The sequence below is a fragment of the Burkholderia sp. AU45274 genome (assembly GCF_030482505.1).
Taxonomy (GTDB): domain Bacteria; phylum Pseudomonadota; class Gammaproteobacteria; order Burkholderiales; family Burkholderiaceae; genus Burkholderia.
Genome location: NZ_JAUJQE010000007.1, coordinates 88,163 through 102,886 on the forward strand (window position 1 = coordinate 88,163; position 14,724 = coordinate 102,886).

The 14,724-nt window shown below is 67.6% G+C and carries 13 protein-coding genes; 5 read left to right on the plus strand and 8 right to left on the minus strand.

Annotation, left to right across the window (positions count from 1 at the left end):
* Window positions 1-70 precede the first annotated feature (70 nt).
* Window positions 71-1,615 (minus strand): PAS domain-containing methyl-accepting chemotaxis protein, encoded by a 1,545-nt coding sequence (locus tag QZM35_RS24395; protein WP_089475763.1) that lies wholly within the window; start codon window positions 1,613-1,615, stop codon window positions 71-73.
* 324 nt (window positions 1,616-1,939) lie between these two features.
* On the opposite strand from QZM35_RS24395, the gene QZM35_RS24400 reads away from it, so the two are divergent.
* The 3 genes from QZM35_RS24400 to QZM35_RS24410 all read left to right on the plus strand — a co-directional run bounded on the left by QZM35_RS24400 (window position 1,940) and on the right by QZM35_RS24410 (window position 3,964).
* The gene (locus QZM35_RS24400; RefSeq protein ID WP_089428967.1) at window positions 1,940-2,797 is read left to right on the plus strand and encodes a class I SAM-dependent methyltransferase; all 858 of its coding nucleotides are present in this window, start codon (window positions 1,940-1,942) and stop codon (window positions 2,795-2,797) included.
* Entirely contained in the window at window positions 2,794-3,354 is a 561-nt protein-coding gene (locus tag QZM35_RS24405; protein ID WP_301776972.1) for a GNAT family N-acetyltransferase, read from the plus strand. Before QZM35_RS24400 ends, QZM35_RS24405 begins: the two co-directional genes overlap by 4 nt.
* A gap of 82 nt (window positions 3,355-3,436) precedes the next feature.
* Entirely contained in the window at window positions 3,437-3,964 is a 528-nt protein-coding gene (locus QZM35_RS24410) for a DUF523 domain-containing protein (RefSeq protein WP_301776973.1), read from the plus strand.
* A 92-nt stretch (window positions 3,965-4,056) separates the two neighbouring features.
* Here QZM35_RS24410 and pcaF read toward each other — a convergent pair whose 3' ends face one another.
* On the minus strand, window positions 4,057-5,259 hold the full coding sequence (gene pcaF / locus QZM35_RS24415; RefSeq protein ID WP_071331902.1) for a 3-oxoadipyl-CoA thiolase: 1,203 nt from the start codon (window positions 5,257-5,259) through the stop codon (window positions 4,057-4,059).
* 228 nt (window positions 5,260-5,487) lie between these two features.
* Between pcaF and QZM35_RS24420 the strand changes: the two genes are divergently transcribed.
* On the plus strand, window positions 5,488-6,276 hold the full coding sequence (locus QZM35_RS24420) for an IclR family transcriptional regulator (protein WP_039367952.1): 789 nt from the start codon (window positions 5,488-5,490) through the stop codon (window positions 6,274-6,276).
* A 386-nt stretch (window positions 6,277-6,662) separates the two neighbouring features.
* Here QZM35_RS24420 and QZM35_RS24425 read toward each other — a convergent pair whose 3' ends face one another.
* Window positions 6,663-7,778: a succinylglutamate desuccinylase/aspartoacylase family protein gene (locus QZM35_RS24425; RefSeq protein WP_301776974.1), complete on the minus strand. Its 1,116-nt coding sequence runs from the start codon at window positions 7,776-7,778 to the stop codon at window positions 6,663-6,665.
* 60 nt (window positions 7,779-7,838) lie between these two features.
* On the minus strand, window positions 7,839-8,612 hold the full coding sequence (locus QZM35_RS24430; RefSeq protein WP_089433399.1) for a transporter substrate-binding domain-containing protein: 774 nt from the start codon (window positions 8,610-8,612) through the stop codon (window positions 7,839-7,841).
* A gap of 135 nt (window positions 8,613-8,747) precedes the next feature.
* Between QZM35_RS24430 and QZM35_RS24435 the strand changes: the two genes are divergently transcribed.
* Window positions 8,748-9,668 (plus strand): LysR family transcriptional regulator, encoded by a 921-nt coding sequence (locus QZM35_RS24435; protein WP_089428962.1) that lies wholly within the window; start codon window positions 8,748-8,750, stop codon window positions 9,666-9,668.
* Between the two features lie 46 nt (window positions 9,669-9,714).
* Here the strand turns inward: QZM35_RS24435 and QZM35_RS24440 are convergent, their stop codons facing one another.
* The 4 genes from QZM35_RS24440 to QZM35_RS24455 form a co-directional block, all read right to left on the minus strand.
* Complete coding sequence (locus tag QZM35_RS24440) at window positions 9,715-11,046, minus strand: MFS transporter (protein WP_089433400.1); 1,332 nt, start codon at window positions 11,044-11,046, stop codon at window positions 9,715-9,717.
* A gap of 55 nt (window positions 11,047-11,101) precedes the next feature.
* Window positions 11,102-12,292: a M20 aminoacylase family protein gene (locus QZM35_RS24445; protein ID WP_089433401.1), complete on the minus strand. Its 1,191-nt coding sequence runs from the start codon at window positions 12,290-12,292 to the stop codon at window positions 11,102-11,104.
* A gap of 166 nt (window positions 12,293-12,458) precedes the next feature.
* Window positions 12,459-13,391: an amidohydrolase gene (locus QZM35_RS24450; protein WP_301776975.1), complete on the minus strand. Its 933-nt coding sequence runs from the start codon at window positions 13,389-13,391 to the stop codon at window positions 12,459-12,461.
* Window positions 13,392-13,393: 2 nt separating this feature from the next.
* Window positions 13,394-14,716: an MFS transporter gene (locus tag QZM35_RS24455; RefSeq protein ID WP_206147092.1), complete on the minus strand. Its 1,323-nt coding sequence runs from the start codon at window positions 14,714-14,716 to the stop codon at window positions 13,394-13,396.
* Window positions 14,717-14,724: the final 8 nt, after the last annotated feature.

The window sequence follows — 14,724 nt, forward strand, 5'->3', positions numbered from 1 at the left end:
CTGACGCGCATTGCGCACGCCAATCATGCTGCATTGATCGGGCGCGCACATCACGTGCGCGCCCCCACGCTCACCGGAACACGTTCACCGCATCCACCAGCCGCGTCGCCTGCTGCTTCAGGCTCTCCGACGCCGCCGTGCTCTGCTCGACCAGCGCCGCGTTCTGCTGCGTGATGTTGTCCAGGTGCACCACCGCCTGGTCCACCTGCGACACGCCCGTGCTCTGCTCGGCCGTCGACGAGCTGATCTCCGCGATCAGGTCCGACACGCGCTTCACCTGCGCGACGATGTCCTCCATCGTCTTGCCGGCCTCGTCCACGCGCCGCGCGCCCGACTCGACGCGCTCGACGCTCGCGCCGATCAGCGTCTTGATCTCCTTCGCCGCATTCGCGCTGCGCTGCGCGAGTGCCCGCACCTCACCGGCGACCACCGCGAAGCCGCGCCCCTGCTCGCCCGCGCGTGCCGCTTCCACGGCCGCGTTCAGCGCAAGGATGTTGGTCTGGAACGCGATGCCGTCGATCACGCCGATGATGTCGGCAATCTTGCGCGAGCTGGCCGTGATGTCGCTCATCGTCGTGACGACCTCGCCCACCGCCTGCCCGCCGCGCCCGGCCGCCTCGCTCGCCGACATCGCGAGCCGGTTCGCCTGCAGCGCGGTCTCCGCGTTGCTGTCGACGGTCGCCGTCATCTCGGCCATCGACGCGGCCGTCTCCTGCACGCTCGACGCCGCCTGCTCGGTGCGCGCGCTCAGGTCGTTGTTGCCCTGCGCGATCTCGTTGCTCGCGCGCTGCACGTTGTGCACCTGCTCGCTGACGTCGTCGACGAGCCAGCGGAACATCAGCCCGAGCTGGTTGATCGTGCGCAGCGTCATGCCGATCTCGTCGACACGGTTCATCCGGACGCCACGCCGGCTTTCGCCGGTCGCGACGTTCAGCGCCTGGTCGTGCAGCCGCTTCAGCGGACGCACGATCTGCGCATCGAGCCACAGGCCGGCCGCCGCCGCCACGCCGACCGTCACGCCGGCAAACGCCGCGAGCCCGCCGCCCGCCAGCCCGCATGCCCAGCCCGCGCCAACGACCGCCGGCGCGAGCACGCACAGCGCCGAGTGCACGCGCGCGCGCACCGACATCGTCTGCGACAGCGACGCGATGCGCAGCAGCCCCGTACGGATCACCAGCCCCTTGTGGAACCGGCGCTGGCCGGCCTTGCCTTCGCGGAACGCGCGATACAGCGCGTCGGCGGCCTCGGACTCGTCGTGCGGCGCCTTCGTCCGCACCGACATGTAGCCTTGCGGCTCGCCGTTTCGCATCACCGGAATCGCGTTCGCACGCACCCAGTAGTGATCGCCGTTCTTGCGGCGGTTCTTCACCAGCGCGGTCCATGGCTCGCCGCGCCTGAGCGTCGCCCACATGTCGGCAAACGCTTCGCGCGGCATGTCCGGGTGGCGCACCGCGTTGTGCGGCTGGCCGACGAGTTCCTCGTTCGTGAAGCCGCTCACCTGCGCGAACGTCGTGTTGGCGTAGGTGATGATGCTGTCTGCGTCGGTCGTCGACATCAGCGTGACGTCGTCGGGAAAATCGAATTCCTGTTGGGTAACGGGCTGGTTATTGCGCATGCAAGGCTCCGAAAAGCGGATCTGACGTCCGCGTCGCGCTGACTTCACGCTCAGTAGCCGAAAAACGGTTTATCGCTTTACGACGGTCTTCATCTTACTGTCGGCATATTGGGGAAAAACCTTACCCTTTGATCGCATAAAATATTCAATTCGGCGGACGCCATGATTTCGATCAAATAATCCGGCAATATTCGCTGCGCGTGTTCATCCGCCTGTCACGCCGCACCGCCCAGCCAGGCCGCACGGCATGCCAACGCCGTCGGCCGTTGCACGCGGCGAAACGATTCCGTCTATCCTGTCCCATTCAATCGGTATTCGAATTCGATGAAAAAGGCATTGCACGAACTGAATCGGCTGTCCTGGAATACGGCGACAGTCGCGCATAACAGTCATAAAGGCGATCAGGCCGCATTTTTCCGCGCGGGCGGCTCGACGCTCTTCCCGGAAGAACGCGAACTGCTCGGCGACGTCAGCGGGGTGCGGCTCCTGCATCTGCAGTGCAACGCGGGGCAGGACACGCTGAGCCTCGTGCGCGACGGCGCGGACGCGACGGGCGTCGACATCTCCGACGAAGCGATCGCCTTCGCCCGGCAACTGTCGGCCGACGCGGGCCTGCCCGCGCGCTTCGAGCGCGCCGACGTGCTCGACTGGATGCCCGAGGCCGCCGCGCGCGGCGAGCGCTTCGAGCGCGTGTTCACGTCGTACGGCGCGATCTGCTGGCTGTCCGACCTGAACGCGTGGGCCCGCGGGATCGCCGCGCTGCTCGCGCCCGGCGGCCGTTTCGCGATGGTCGAGTTCCATCCGTTCGCGCTGTATTTCGACGAACACTGGACGCCGCACTACGACTATTTCAAAGGCGATGCGACCGAGGAGCCGGCAGGTGTCGGCGATTACGTGGCCGCATCCGGCACGGGGCTCGGCGCGCAGCACGACCATCCGGGCGTCGTCGATTTTGCGAACCCGCATCCGAGCTACGAGTTCATGTGGGGCATCGGCGATGTCGTGAACGCGCTCGTATCGGCCGGGCTCGCGATCGACCGCCTGACCGAATATCCGTACGCGAACGGCTGGAAGGGTTTCGACGACATGCGCGAGCTGGACGGCCGCCGGATGGTGCCGCCCGATCACATGCCGCGCCTGCCGCTGATGTATGCGATCGCCGCGCATCGGGAGGCCGCATGACGCGCCGCACCGCCGCCGAACGCGACGCACTGTCCATCCGCCTGCTCACACGCGACGACGTGCCGCTCGTGTGGACCATCGACCGGCGCGAGATCATCGAGCACCTGTACGTGCTGCGCGACGGCACGCTGCATCTCGTTCCCGACTTTTATGACGTCGCGGGCTGGCCCGACGGCGAAGCCGACCACTACACGCCGATCCTGCTCGACTGCCACGATCGCGGCGGCTGGTGCGTCGGCATGTTCGACGGCGCGCGGCTCGTCGCGGCGGTCATCGTCGACAGCCAGCCGCTCGGCCCGCACGGCGACATGCTGCAGTTGAAGTTCCTGCACGTGAGCCACGACTGGCGCGGCTGCGGGCTCGGCGAGCAGCTTTACCGCGCGGCCCGCGAGCAGGCGCGCGCGATGGGCGCTGCGCGCCTGTATGTGTCCGCGACGCCGTCGCAGAACACGATCGACTTCTACCTGCGGCTCGGCTTCACGGTCAGCACATCGCCCGACCCGGCGCTGTACGCGCTCGAGCCGGAAGACATTCACCTGGAAGGACCGACGGCCTGACGCACCGGCGCGCGGGTGAAGCGTGGAATTTCCCGCTTTGCCCCGGCCGCCATCGGCTAGCGCCGCATCACGGAGAGCGAAATTGCAGAACGAAGCGCAGCCGCAAGCCATGCCGAGGATCCTCGTCAGCATGTGCGTGATCGGTCATCCGGTCCGCTACAACGGCTCGGCCAAGACCGCCGCGCACGAGGCGCTCGAACGGTGGCAGCGCGAAGGGCGTCTCGTGCCCGTCTGCCCCGAACTGGCCGGCGGCTTCAGCGTGCCGCGCCCGCCCGCCGAAATCGCCCACGGCGAATCGGGGCAGCGGGTGCTGTCGGGCGCCGCGCGCATCGTCGACGTGAACGGCACCGACGTGACGGCGCCGTTCGTGTCCGGCGCGCACACCGCGCTGGCCCTCGCGCGCGCGCACGATTGCCGCTTCGCGATCCTGGCGGACGGCAGTCCGTCGTGCGGCAGCACGTTCATTTATGACGGGAGTTTCGAGAACCGGCGGCACGCGGGCGCCGGTGTCACGGCGGCGTTGCTGCGCGAGCATGGCGTCGAAGTGTTCGCGGACACCGAGATCGACGCGCTCGATGCGCGCCTCAAGCAGTTGTCGCAGGCCGGTTAACGACGATGCGCGGCACGAGAATCCTCGTGCCGCGCATCGATTCGGATAGCGCGAAGCGGCGCGTGCGCTGCCGCTTCGCCGTGTGGCGCAGGTCAGACGCGCTCGATCGCGATCGCGATGCCCTGGCCGACGCCGATGCACATCGTGCACAGCGCAAAGCGGCCGTTCGTGCGATGCAGCTGATACATCGCGGTCGTCACGAGACGCGCGCCCGACGCGCCAAGCGGATGGCCCAGTGCGATCGCGCCGCCGTTCGGGTTCACGCGCGGATCGTCGTCGGCCACGCCGAGCATGCGCAGCACCGCGAGACCTTGCGACGCGAACGCCTCGTTCAGCTCGATCACGTCGAACTGGTCGATCGTCATCCCGAGCCGGGCGAGCAGCTTCTGCGTGGCCGGCGCGGGGCCGATGCCCATCACGCGCGGCGCGACGCCGGCCGTCGCGATCCCCAGCACGCGTGCGCGCGGCGTCAGGCCGAAGCGCTTCGCGGTTTCCTCGTTCGCGAGCAGCAGTGCAGCGGCGCCGTCATTGACGCCCGACGCATTGCCGGCCGTCACCGAGCCGTCCGGGCGCACGACGCCCTTCAGCTTCGCCAGCGTTTCGAGCGACGTCTCGCGCGGATGCTCGTCGCGCGATACGACCAGCGGATCGCCCTTCTTCTGCGCAATCGTGACCGCGACGATTTCCTCGGCCAGCGTGCCGTCCTGCTGCGCGCGCGCGGCCTTCTGCTGGCTGCGCAGCGCGAACAGGTCCTGGTCGGCGCGGCTGATGTTGTAGTCGACCGCGACGTTCTCGGCCGTCTCCGGCATCGAATCGACGCCGTGCAGCTGTTTCATCAGCGGATTGACGAAGCGCCAGCCGATCGTCGTATCGTAGATGTCGGCCTGGCGCGCGAACGCGCTCGCGGCCTTGCCCATCACGAACGGCGCGCGCGTCATGCTCTCGACGCCGCCCGCGACCATCAGCGCGGCCTCGCCGGACTTGATCGCACGCGCGGCCACGCCGACCGCATCCATCCCGGAACCGCACAGGCGGTTGATCGTCGAACCGGGCACGCCCTGCGGCAGCCCTGCGAGCAGCGCCGACATGCGCGCGACGTTGCGGTTGTCCTCGCCGGCCTGGTTCGCGCAGCCGTAGATCACGTCGTCGATCGCCGTCCAGTCGACGTCACGGTTGCGCTCGACGAGCGCCTTGAGCGGCACCGCGCCCAGATCGTCGGCGCGCACGCCGGACAGTGCACCACCGTAACGCCCGATCGGCGTACGGATCGCATCACACAGAAAAGCTTCGGTCATCAGTGTCTCCGGTCCCAGGACAGGCTGGGGGAATGAACAGGGCGCGCCCCTTGCATTGCCCGTCGGGATGCGCTTAAATGTTCTATATACGAACATAAGATCGTGTATCGAACGCTCAACGCATCATAGGGAGTGCGGGGACGACCTGTCAAGCGCGCGGTCCGCCGCGCGGTTGGCGTGTCAGGCCCCATGCGCTATCTTCTCGGCTGCACGATATTCCAGGCGCTCATGACAACCGAAGACACTCAGACGAAACCCGGCGACTCCTATGTCCAGTCGTTCGCGCGCGGCCTCGCAGTGATCCGCGCATTCGACGCGGCCCGTCCGGAGCAGACGCTCACCGAGGTCGCCTCGGCCACCGGGCTCACGCGCGCGGGCGCGCGCCGGATCCTGCTCACGCTGCAGACGCTCGGCTACGTCGAGGCCGACGGCCGGCTGTTCCGGCTCACGCCGAAGATCCTCGAGCTCGGCTTCGCGTACCTCACGTCGATGCCGTTCTGGAATCTTGCCGATCCCGTGATGGAACAGCTGTCCGCGCAGATCCACGAAAGCTGCTCGGCGGCCGTGCTCGACCGCACCGAGATCGTCTACGTGCTGCGCGTGCCGACCCGCAAGATCATGACGATCAACCTGTCGATCGGCAGCCGGTTGCCCGCGTACTGCACGTCGATGGGCCGCGTGCTGCTGTCCGCGCTCGACGATGCCGAGCTCGACGAGACGCTCGCGCAAAGCGGCATCCGCGCGCATACGCCGCGCACGATCACCGACCTCGGCGAACTGAAGGCGGCGATCGCGCAGGTGCGCCAGCAAGGCTGGGCGGTGGTCGACCAGGAACTCGAAGTGGGCCTGATGTCGTTGTCCGCGCCGATCCGCAACCGGCGTGGGCAGATCATCGCGGCGATGAATATCAGCGGCAACGCGCAGCGGCATACCGCGAAGCAGATGGTGAAGGAGTTTCTCGGGCCGCTGCAGCAGGCCGCGCAGACGGTGTCGGAGCTGGTGGCGCGGCGGGGGTGAGGCCTGGTCGTCCTTGACCGACGGCAGCCGCACATAGGCCGACCACGGCAGCGTGAAGCACTGCGCCAGTTCGTCGAGTCACCTCGGGCGTACCAGTGCCGGGGAAGATTAGCCAGACACTGTCTGGCTAATTGACATCGCTGCCGAACAGCATGCACGCTCGTCTTCAACCTGTTTCACGACCTTCGCCACAGTGCGTTGCCGTGGACGCACACCGCAAAAAAACGGGCAGCCCCTTGGCTGCCCGTATCAACTCCACTTGGTTACAACGTTCTTCTCACGGAACACGGAGCGAACTCCGCGCCGCACAATTTAGTGACGCACGGAAACGCGGTCAATTTGACAAGAACGAAATTGCGTCGCAAACCGGCAGGACACCGCGCTGCTCACGCGCCGAGCAACATCCCCTTGCGCACCGCCACCCTGCCCGTCACACGGCCGAGCGGCGCACCCGCCGTGACGAACCGAATCGCGCGGCGCATGTAGAACACGCCATCGGTCCCGCTCGAAATCGTCGTGATCGCGTCCGTCAGCGGATCGACGATGTCGAACAGCGGATCGCCGGCGCGGATCGTCGCGCCGATCGCCGCGCGGTGCACGAGTATCCCGCTCACCGGCGCATGGAACTGCTCGCTGCCGGCCAGCGGCGTGGCCGGCGCGGCGAGCGGCGGTAGCGGCTTGCGTTCGCCCTGCACCGCGCCGCGCCAGACGAGATAGTCGACGAGCGCATCGGCATCGCGTTCCGCATAGTCGTACGTCACGTCGCGCTGGCCGCGGCACTCGACCGTCACGGCCACGGTGCCGGCCGCCATCGGCGTGCCCGCCGGCAAGTGCTGCCGCAATTGCGACCACAGCAGGTGATGCGCATCGTCGAACGCGTGCCCGCCCGAATCCTCGGCGAGCAGCGACACCTCCGAGCCGAGATAACGCGCGAGCGGCTCGACTTCCGGCCATGCGGTCTCGCTCGTGTACACATGCATCACCGCTTCGAGCGAACAATGCAGGTCGATCACCACATCGGCGTCGAGCGACAGCTTCAGCAGCGCGAGCTGCAGCGCATCGAACTCCGTGCGCGGCACGATCTCGTCGAGCGCCACGCCGACGCATTCGCGCACGATCGCGCGATTGCGCTCGCCGTCGTCGCCGAGCCGGTCGCGCGCATGTGCCGCGATCTCCGCGAGCGGCAGGAAGCCGCGATTGAAGTTGCGGCCGCTCGCGAGATCGAAACGGCCGATGAACTGCCCGAGCAGATGATGATTGAGGCCGACCGGGTTCGCCACCGGCACGAGCACGATCTCGGCCGCGAGCCGGCCTTCGGCATCGAGCTGCGCGAGACGCTGCTTCAGCACGAACGCCGCGAGCATCGCGGGCGTCTCGTCCGCGTGCAGCGCGGCCTGCAGGTAGATCTTGCGGCCGGTGTCGGCCGGCCCGAAATGAAAGCTCGTCAGCGTGCGCTGCGTGCCGATCGACGGCGACAGGAGCGGCGTGGTACGAATCTGCATCGATGGTCTCGAACGAAATGAAAACGAAGAAGCCGGTGAAACGTCGAGGTGGCTCGGCGCTCAGTCGCCGTACGGGTTGAAGTCGAAATACTGCTTCGCGATCCGGTCGTACGTGCCGTCCTTCAGCATCGACGCGATCGCGCCGTCGATCGACGCCTTGAGCGCCGTATCCGACTGCCGCATGCCGATGCCGACGCCGCGATCGCCCAGGTCGAGCGGTGCGCCGACGAACGCGAAGCCCTTGCCCTTCGGCGTGCGCAGGAAGCCGTAGTCGGCTTCCACGGTGCCGAGCAACGCCGCGTCGAGGCGGCCGTTGACGAGATCGGCGAACACGTCGTCCTGGCTCTTGTACGGCATCACGCTGACACCGGCCGGCGCCCAGTGCGCGAGCGCCCACGATTCGAACTGCGTGCCCGACTGCACGCCGACGCGCTTGCCCGCAAGCGATGCGGTCGTGCTGTCGACGCCGCTGCCGGGCCGCGCGACGAGCCGCGACTTGAAGCGGAACAGCTTCGACGAGAACAGGATCTGCTTCTCGCGCTTCTCGGTGATCGCCATCGACGACAGGATCGCGTCGATCTTGCGCGCCTGCAGCGCGGGAATCATCCCGGAGAATTCGAGCTCGACCCACTGGCAGCGCAACTGCGCGCGGCGGCAGATCTCGTTGCCGAGATCGACGTCGAAGCCCTTCAGGCTGCCGTCGGGCGCCTTCGAATCCATCGGCGGATAGGTCGGATCGATGCCGAGGCGCACGGGGCGCGCATCGAGTGCGTGCGCGGAACCAGCCGCGAGCGCAAGGCATAGGGAAACGAGCGGCAGGAAGGGACGTTTCATGGTCGACGAAGGCGGGACGATGGGCAAACGGCGCGAGCCGGACTGCCTGCGATCGTAGTGCGCACGCGCCGCCGGCGGAATCGCCCACTGCCTTATCATGATCACTTTTCCCGATCACCGGCCCCGCGCTTGCCTATGGCGTTCACGCTCTCCCAGCTCCGCATCTTCCAGGCCGTCGTCGAGCACGGCAGCCTGCGCGCGGCCGCACGCGCGCTCGATCTCGCGCAGAGCGGCGTCACGCAGCAGCTGCAGAGCCTCGAGGCGACGCTCGGCGCGACGCTGTTCACGCGCACCAATCGCGGGATCGTGCCGACGGCCGTCGGCCAGCGGCTGCTCGCACGCTCCGGGTCGATCCTCGGCGAATGCGAGCAGGTCGAGCGGGAAATCCGGCAACTGAGCGGCGCGTACGAAGGCACCGTCACGCTCGGCCTCGTGGCCGAACCGCTGATCGATGCGTTCGCGCCGGTGCTGAGCGCGTTCCGTGCGCGCTTCGACAAGGTCGACGTGCACCTGCGTACCGGCACGTCACGAATGATGATCGGCTGGCTGCGGGAAAGCGCGGTCGATTTCGCGATCGCGCTCGTCGCGAAGCAGACCGACACGACCGATCTCGCGGTCACGCCGCTGCGTGCTTCCGCGCCGGTGGTCGTGTGCCGCAACGGGCATCCGGCGATGCATGCGCAATCGCTGGCCGAACTGGCCGACTACGCATGGGTGTCGACGCGCTCGCCGAACCTGAGCGCGGACCCCGTCGTCAACCGGCTGCTCGCGTACTTCGACGTGCACGGCCTGCCGCCGCCGAAGATCCTCGCCACCGTCGAAGGGATGTTCGAGACGCTGCAGCTCGTCACGCAGACCGATTGCCTGTCGCTCGAAACCGAAGCCGTGACGCGGCACGGGCCGTTCGCCGGTGCGCTCGCGAAAGTGCCCGTGCGCGAACAGGCCGAATCGCAGGACATCTGCCTGCTGCAACGCGCGGCCGTGCCGCTGACGCCCGCCGCGCAGGAACTCGCGACGATGCTCGCGTCGTACCTGAGGGTGGTGCGCGGGCGGTAAGCGCGTATTGCCGCCGGCCGCCCGTCGTGCCGCGCTGCGCCGCGTGTCAGTCGATCGAATCCCGCGCCGTCTCGCGCAGCATCGCCACCGCGATCAACGACAGCACCACGCATGCGGCCACGTAACCGGCCGGCGCGAGCTTGCTGCCGGTCGTCTTCACGAGCCAGGTCGCGATCAGCTGCGCGGTGCCGCCGAAGATCGTCACCGCGAGCGCATACGCGATCGAGATGCCGGTCGCGCGCACGTGGCGCGGCAACGACTCGCACATCAGCGCCATTTCCGACGCCGAGCCGAGCGAATAGAACAGCAGCATCAGCGCGGTCAGCGGCAGGATCACCGACAGCGTCGGGTGATGGTTCATCAGCCAGAACGCCGGGAACAGCAAGGCGACCAGCACGCCGCGGCCGACGAAGATCGGCAGGCGCCGGCTGCCGAGCCTGTCCGACAGCCAGCCGAACAGCGGGCACGTGACCAGCATCACGCAGCCCGATGCGACGCCGACGAACATCGACAGCTTCATCGGCAGGCCGAGCGTGTGGATCGCGTAGGTCGGCATGTAGAACGTCAGGATGTAGGTCGACACCGTGCCGCCCATCACCGTGAGCATCAGCAGCAGCACCGTGCGCGTGTGCTTCGAGAACAGCTCGTGCAGCACGCCGCGTTCGATGCCGTGATGGCGGTCGCCGGGCGCATCGTCGGCGAGCCGGCGGCGCAAGAACATCCCGACCGGCGCGATCAGCACGCCGACGAGAAACGGCAAGCGCCAGCCCCAGCCTTCCAGCGCATCCTTCGTCATCGTGTTCGACAGCAGCGCCGCGAAGCCCGAGCCCATCAGCGCGGCGCCACCCTGCGTCGCGAGCTGCCAGCTCGCGCGGAACGCGCGGCGCGACGTGCCGCCCTGTTCGAGCAGCGTCGACGTCGCCGCACCGAATTCGCCGCCCTGCGAGAAGCCCTGCATCAGCCGCGCGAACACGACCAGCAGCGGCGCGGCCACGCCGACCTGCGCATACGTCGGCGCGATCGCGATCAGGCCCGTGCCGAGCGCCATCAGCATGATCGTCAGGTTCAGCGCCGCCTTGCGCCCCTTGCGGTCCGCATAGACGCCGAGCACGACGCTGCCGAGCGGCCGCGTGAAGAAGCCGGCCGCGAACGTCGCGACCGACAGCAGCAGCGACGTGGTCGGGTCGCTCGACGGGAAGAACAGCTTGCCGATCAGCACCGCGAAGAAGCCGTACACGGTGAAATCGAAGAACTCCAGCCAGTTGCCGATCACGGCCGCGGCAATCGCACCGCGCCGCGTGACGGCCGGTGCGCCGGGCGCGCCGGCTTCGGCCACGCCCGTCGACGCGGGGTGCAACGCGAGATGGTCTTTCTGCATCGCTATCCTCTCCTGTCAATGCGCCGGAAGCGCCGGCCGCGCGCCGTCGCCGCGATCACTGCCCCAGGTAACGCTCCACGAGACGCGTCCAGTACGCCGCGCCGATCGGCAGGTTGCGATCGTTGAAGTCGTATTTCGGGTTGTGCACCATGCAGCCGTCCTCGCCTTCGCCGTTGCCGAGCCGCACGAACGAGCCCGGCCGCTGCTGCAGCATGAACGCGAAATCCTCGCTGCCCATCAGCAGGTCGGTCTGCTCGACCACGTGCGCGTCGCCGACGAGTTCGCGCGCGACCTGCGTGGCGAAATCCGTTTCGGCATCCGTATTGACGACGACCGGATAGCCTTCGATGTATTCGACGTGCGCGGTTGCGCCGTAGCTCGCGGCCTGCGTTTCGGCCAGCTCGGTGATGCGGCGCTTGAGCAGCGCGCGCACGTCGGGGCTGAACGAGCGCACGCTGAGTTCGAGACGCGCGCCGTTCGGGATCACGTTGTTCGCGGTGCCCGCGTGCATCGAGCCGACCGTGACGACCGCCGGCTGCGACGGATCGACGTTGCGCGCGACGATCGTCTGCAGCGCCATCACGATGCTCGCCGCGACGACGACCGGGTCGACCGTCAGGTGCGGCCGTGCCGCGTGGCCGCCGACGCCTTCGATCGTGATGATCGCCTTGTCGCCGGCCGACATGAACGGGCCGCGCCGCGTCAGGAACACGCCGGGCGCCGCGCCCGGATGGTTGTGCATGCCGAACACCGCGTCGCACGGGAAGCGCTCGAACAGGCCATCGTCGATCATCTTCTTCGCGCCGCTGTCGACGCCATGCTCTTCCGCCGGCTGGAAATACAGGTGCACGGTGCCGGAGAAGTTGCGGGTCTTCGCGAGGTGCTGCGCGGCGCCGAGCAGCATCGTCGTGTGGCCGTCGTGGCCGCATGCGTGCATCTTGCCGTGCGTGCCGCTCGCGTAGGGCAGCCCCGTCGCCTCGATGATCGGCAGCGCGTCCATGTCGGCGCGAATGCCGATGCTGCGCGTGCCGTCGCCCACGCGCAGCGTGCCGACCACGCCCGTCTTGCCGACCCCGCGCGTCACCTGCCAGCCCCACTGCTCGAGCTTCTCGGCGACGAGCGCGGCCGTGTCGTGCTCCTCGTACGCGAGTTCGGGGTGGTGATGGATGTGGTGACGGATCTCGCGCAACCCGCCGGCGGCGGGCATCAGATCCTCGACTTCGGTGAATCGGGTATCGGTGGGCATCAAGGGGCTCCTGCTGTTTGTCTGCGCACGCAACGGGTGCGTGCGGGAAAGCGAGCCACTATAGCGAGCCGATATCGGTTCAATAAGATGCGGAATTTTTCACCGCGATAAGGTTTTTTAATCAGGGTTAGTGCTGATTCCCCGGTTTGGACACGCGGCTTTCGATCTAGGCAAATCCGTACAGCTTCGCCGGGTTCGTGACGAATATCCGCTGCTGCCAGTCCGCACGCCCGATCCAGCCCGCGATCACGTCCAGCAAGCCTGCATCGTCCGGCTTGTCCGACTTCTGCGTCGGGTGCGGCCAGTCGGAGCCCCACAGCATGCGCTCCGGCGCCATGTCGATCAGCGCCTTCGCGACCGGCGCGACGTCGTCGTAGGCAGGCGCGCCCGTCTTGCTGTCGACGTACGGCCCCGACAACGTGATCCACGTATGGCCCTTTTCGACGAGGCGTTGCGCGGTGCGAAACGCGTCCGACGACAGGCCGCCGGGCTGCGGCACATGCGCGATATGGTCGATCACGAGCGGACAAGGCAGCACCGCAAGGTGACGCTCCAGCTCAGGCAGCCGCGCCCCCTGCACGACCAGCTCGATATGCCATCCGAGGTTCGCGATGCGCGCGGCGAGCGGCGCCAGCATGTCGAGCGTCGTCGCGCCCGGATAGCTCAGGTTGAACCGGATCGCACGGATGCCGCCACGATCGAATGCCAGAAGTTCGTCGTCGCTCACGGTGCCGTCGACGACGGCCACGCCGCGGGCGTCGCCGCCGAACCGCGCGAGCGCCGCCAGCGTGCAGCGGTTGTCCGTCCCGTACGTCGACGGCGTCACGACCACGTTGCGCTTCACGCCGACGCGCGTCTGCACGCGCCGGTATTGCGCGACGGTCGCATTCGGCGGGCGCAGCGTCGTGCCCGGCGCGACCGGGAAGCGGTCGTCGTAGATGTGCATGTGGCAGTCGATCGCCCCATCGGGCAGCCGAAACGCCGGCCGCTCGATGCCGCTCGACCACGTTTCGTCGGCCGCGGCCAACCTCGGCAATGCAGCCGAAGCCAGCGTCGCGCCGGCGATCCGGAGAAATTCGCGTCTCGCGATGCGCGCCATGATCAGATGGTCTCCGTCTTGCCGACCAGCTTGCCCGCCGAATGATTGCGCGTGAGCAGCAGCAGCGTCGCGACGCTCACGAGCGTGAGGATCGCGAGCGGCATCAACGCGAGCGCGTAGCTGCCGGTCGCCGCCTTCACCCACCCGTACACGTTCACCATCAGCCCGCCGCCAAGCAGGTTCGCGATCGCATTGACCGTCGCGAGCCCGGCCGCCACGGTGCTGTTGGACAGCATGTCGGTCGCCAGCGCCCAGAACGGACCCTTGAACGAATACGCGCCGACCAGCACCGCGCAGAGCATGCAGACCGTCGGCAGCAGCGATCCGCTCAGCGACGTCGCGAACAGGCCCACGCCGATCAGCAGCATCGGCACGACCGTGTGCCAGCGCCGTTCGCCGACGCGGTCCGAGCGACGGCCCCAGTAGACCATCAGGACGGAGGCCACCGCGTAAGGCACCGAATTCAGCAGGCCGGTCTCCATGACGGTCAAGCCGAATGACTTCAGCAGCTGCGGCTGCCACACGGACAGCGTGCTGCCTGCCGCGGAAGCGCACGTGTCGACGAGCGCGAGGCACAGCACGTAGCGGTTGCGGAACAGCTGCGTGAGCGGCAGCGACGGCACTTTCTTGCGTGTCTTGTGGCCGGCGGCCAGCGCGGTCGTGAGCCATGCGCGCTCGTCGTCGTCGAGCCACCTGGCGTCGTCCGGCTTGTTCGTCAGCACGAACAGGCACGCGACGCCGAGCAGCACGGTCGGAACGCCTTCGAGGATGAACAGCCAGTGCCATCCGCGCAGGCCCCAGACGCCGTCCATCTGCAACAGCAGCGCGGAGATCGGCGAGCCGATGAAGCTCGCGGCCGGAATCGCGACCATGAACGTCGCGACGATCCGCGCACGATACTGCGCGGGAATCCAGTAGGACAGATAAAGCAGCACGCCAGGGAAAAAGCCGGCCTCGGCCGCACCCAGCAGGAAACGCAGCACGTAGAACGTCGTCGCGTTGTGCACGAGCGCGGTCGCCGCCGACACGATGCCCCACGTGATCATGATCCGCGCGATCCAGATCCGCGCGCCGTATTTCTGCAGCGCGAGATTGCTCGGCACTTCGCAAAAGAAGTATGAAATGAAGAACAGGCTGCTGCCGAAACCGAAGACCTGCGCCGACATCCCGAGGTCATGGTTCATCTGCAGCGACGCCATCCCGACGTTGCCCCGGTCGATGAAGGCAAGCAGGTAGCAGATCATCAAAAAGGGAATGAGTCGCCAGACGACCTTGCGTATGGTCCGGCGCTCGATCGCGGACGCTTCCATGAAACCGGTGTGCATGTTGTCTC

Bases quoted from the DNA above. Each gene is read 5' to 3' on its own strand.
- QZM35_RS24395 (WP_089475763.1), bottom strand. From the start codon at position 1,615: ATGCGCAATAACCAGCCCGTTACCCAACAGGAATTCGATTTTCCCGAC.
- QZM35_RS24400 (WP_089428967.1), top strand. From the start codon at position 1,940: ATGAAAAAGGCATTGCACGAACTGAATCGGCTGTCCTGGAATACGGCG.
- QZM35_RS24405 (WP_301776972.1), top strand. From the start codon at position 2,794: ATGACGCGCCGCACCGCCGCCGAACGCGACGCACTGTCCATCCGCCTG.
- pcaF (WP_071331902.1), bottom strand. From the start codon at position 5,259: ATGACCGAAGCTTTTCTGTGTGATGCGATCCGTACGCCGATCGGGCGT.
- QZM35_RS24420 (WP_039367952.1), top strand. From the start codon at position 5,488: ATGACAACCGAAGACACTCAGACGAAACCCGGCGACTCCTATGTCCAG.
- QZM35_RS24425 (WP_301776974.1), bottom strand. From the start codon at position 7,778: ATGCAGATTCGTACCACGCCGCTCCTGTCGCCGTCGATCGGCACGCAG.
- QZM35_RS24430 (WP_089433399.1), bottom strand. From the start codon at position 8,612: ATGAAACGTCCCTTCCTGCCGCTCGTTTCCCTATGCCTTGCGCTCGCG.
- QZM35_RS24435 (WP_089428962.1), top strand. From the start codon at position 8,748: ATGGCGTTCACGCTCTCCCAGCTCCGCATCTTCCAGGCCGTCGTCGAG.
- QZM35_RS24440 (WP_089433400.1), bottom strand. From the start codon at position 11,046: ATGCAGAAAGACCATCTCGCGTTGCACCCCGCGTCGACGGGCGTGGCC.
- QZM35_RS24445 (WP_089433401.1), bottom strand. From the start codon at position 12,292: ATGCCCACCGATACCCGATTCACCGAAGTCGAGGATCTGATGCCCGCC.
- QZM35_RS24450 (WP_301776975.1), bottom strand. From the start codon at position 13,391: ATGGCGCGCATCGCGAGACGCGAATTTCTCCGGATCGCCGGCGCGACG.
- QZM35_RS24455 (WP_206147092.1), bottom strand. From the start codon at position 14,716: ATGCACACCGGTTTCATGGAAGCGTCCGCGATCGAGCGCCGGACCATA.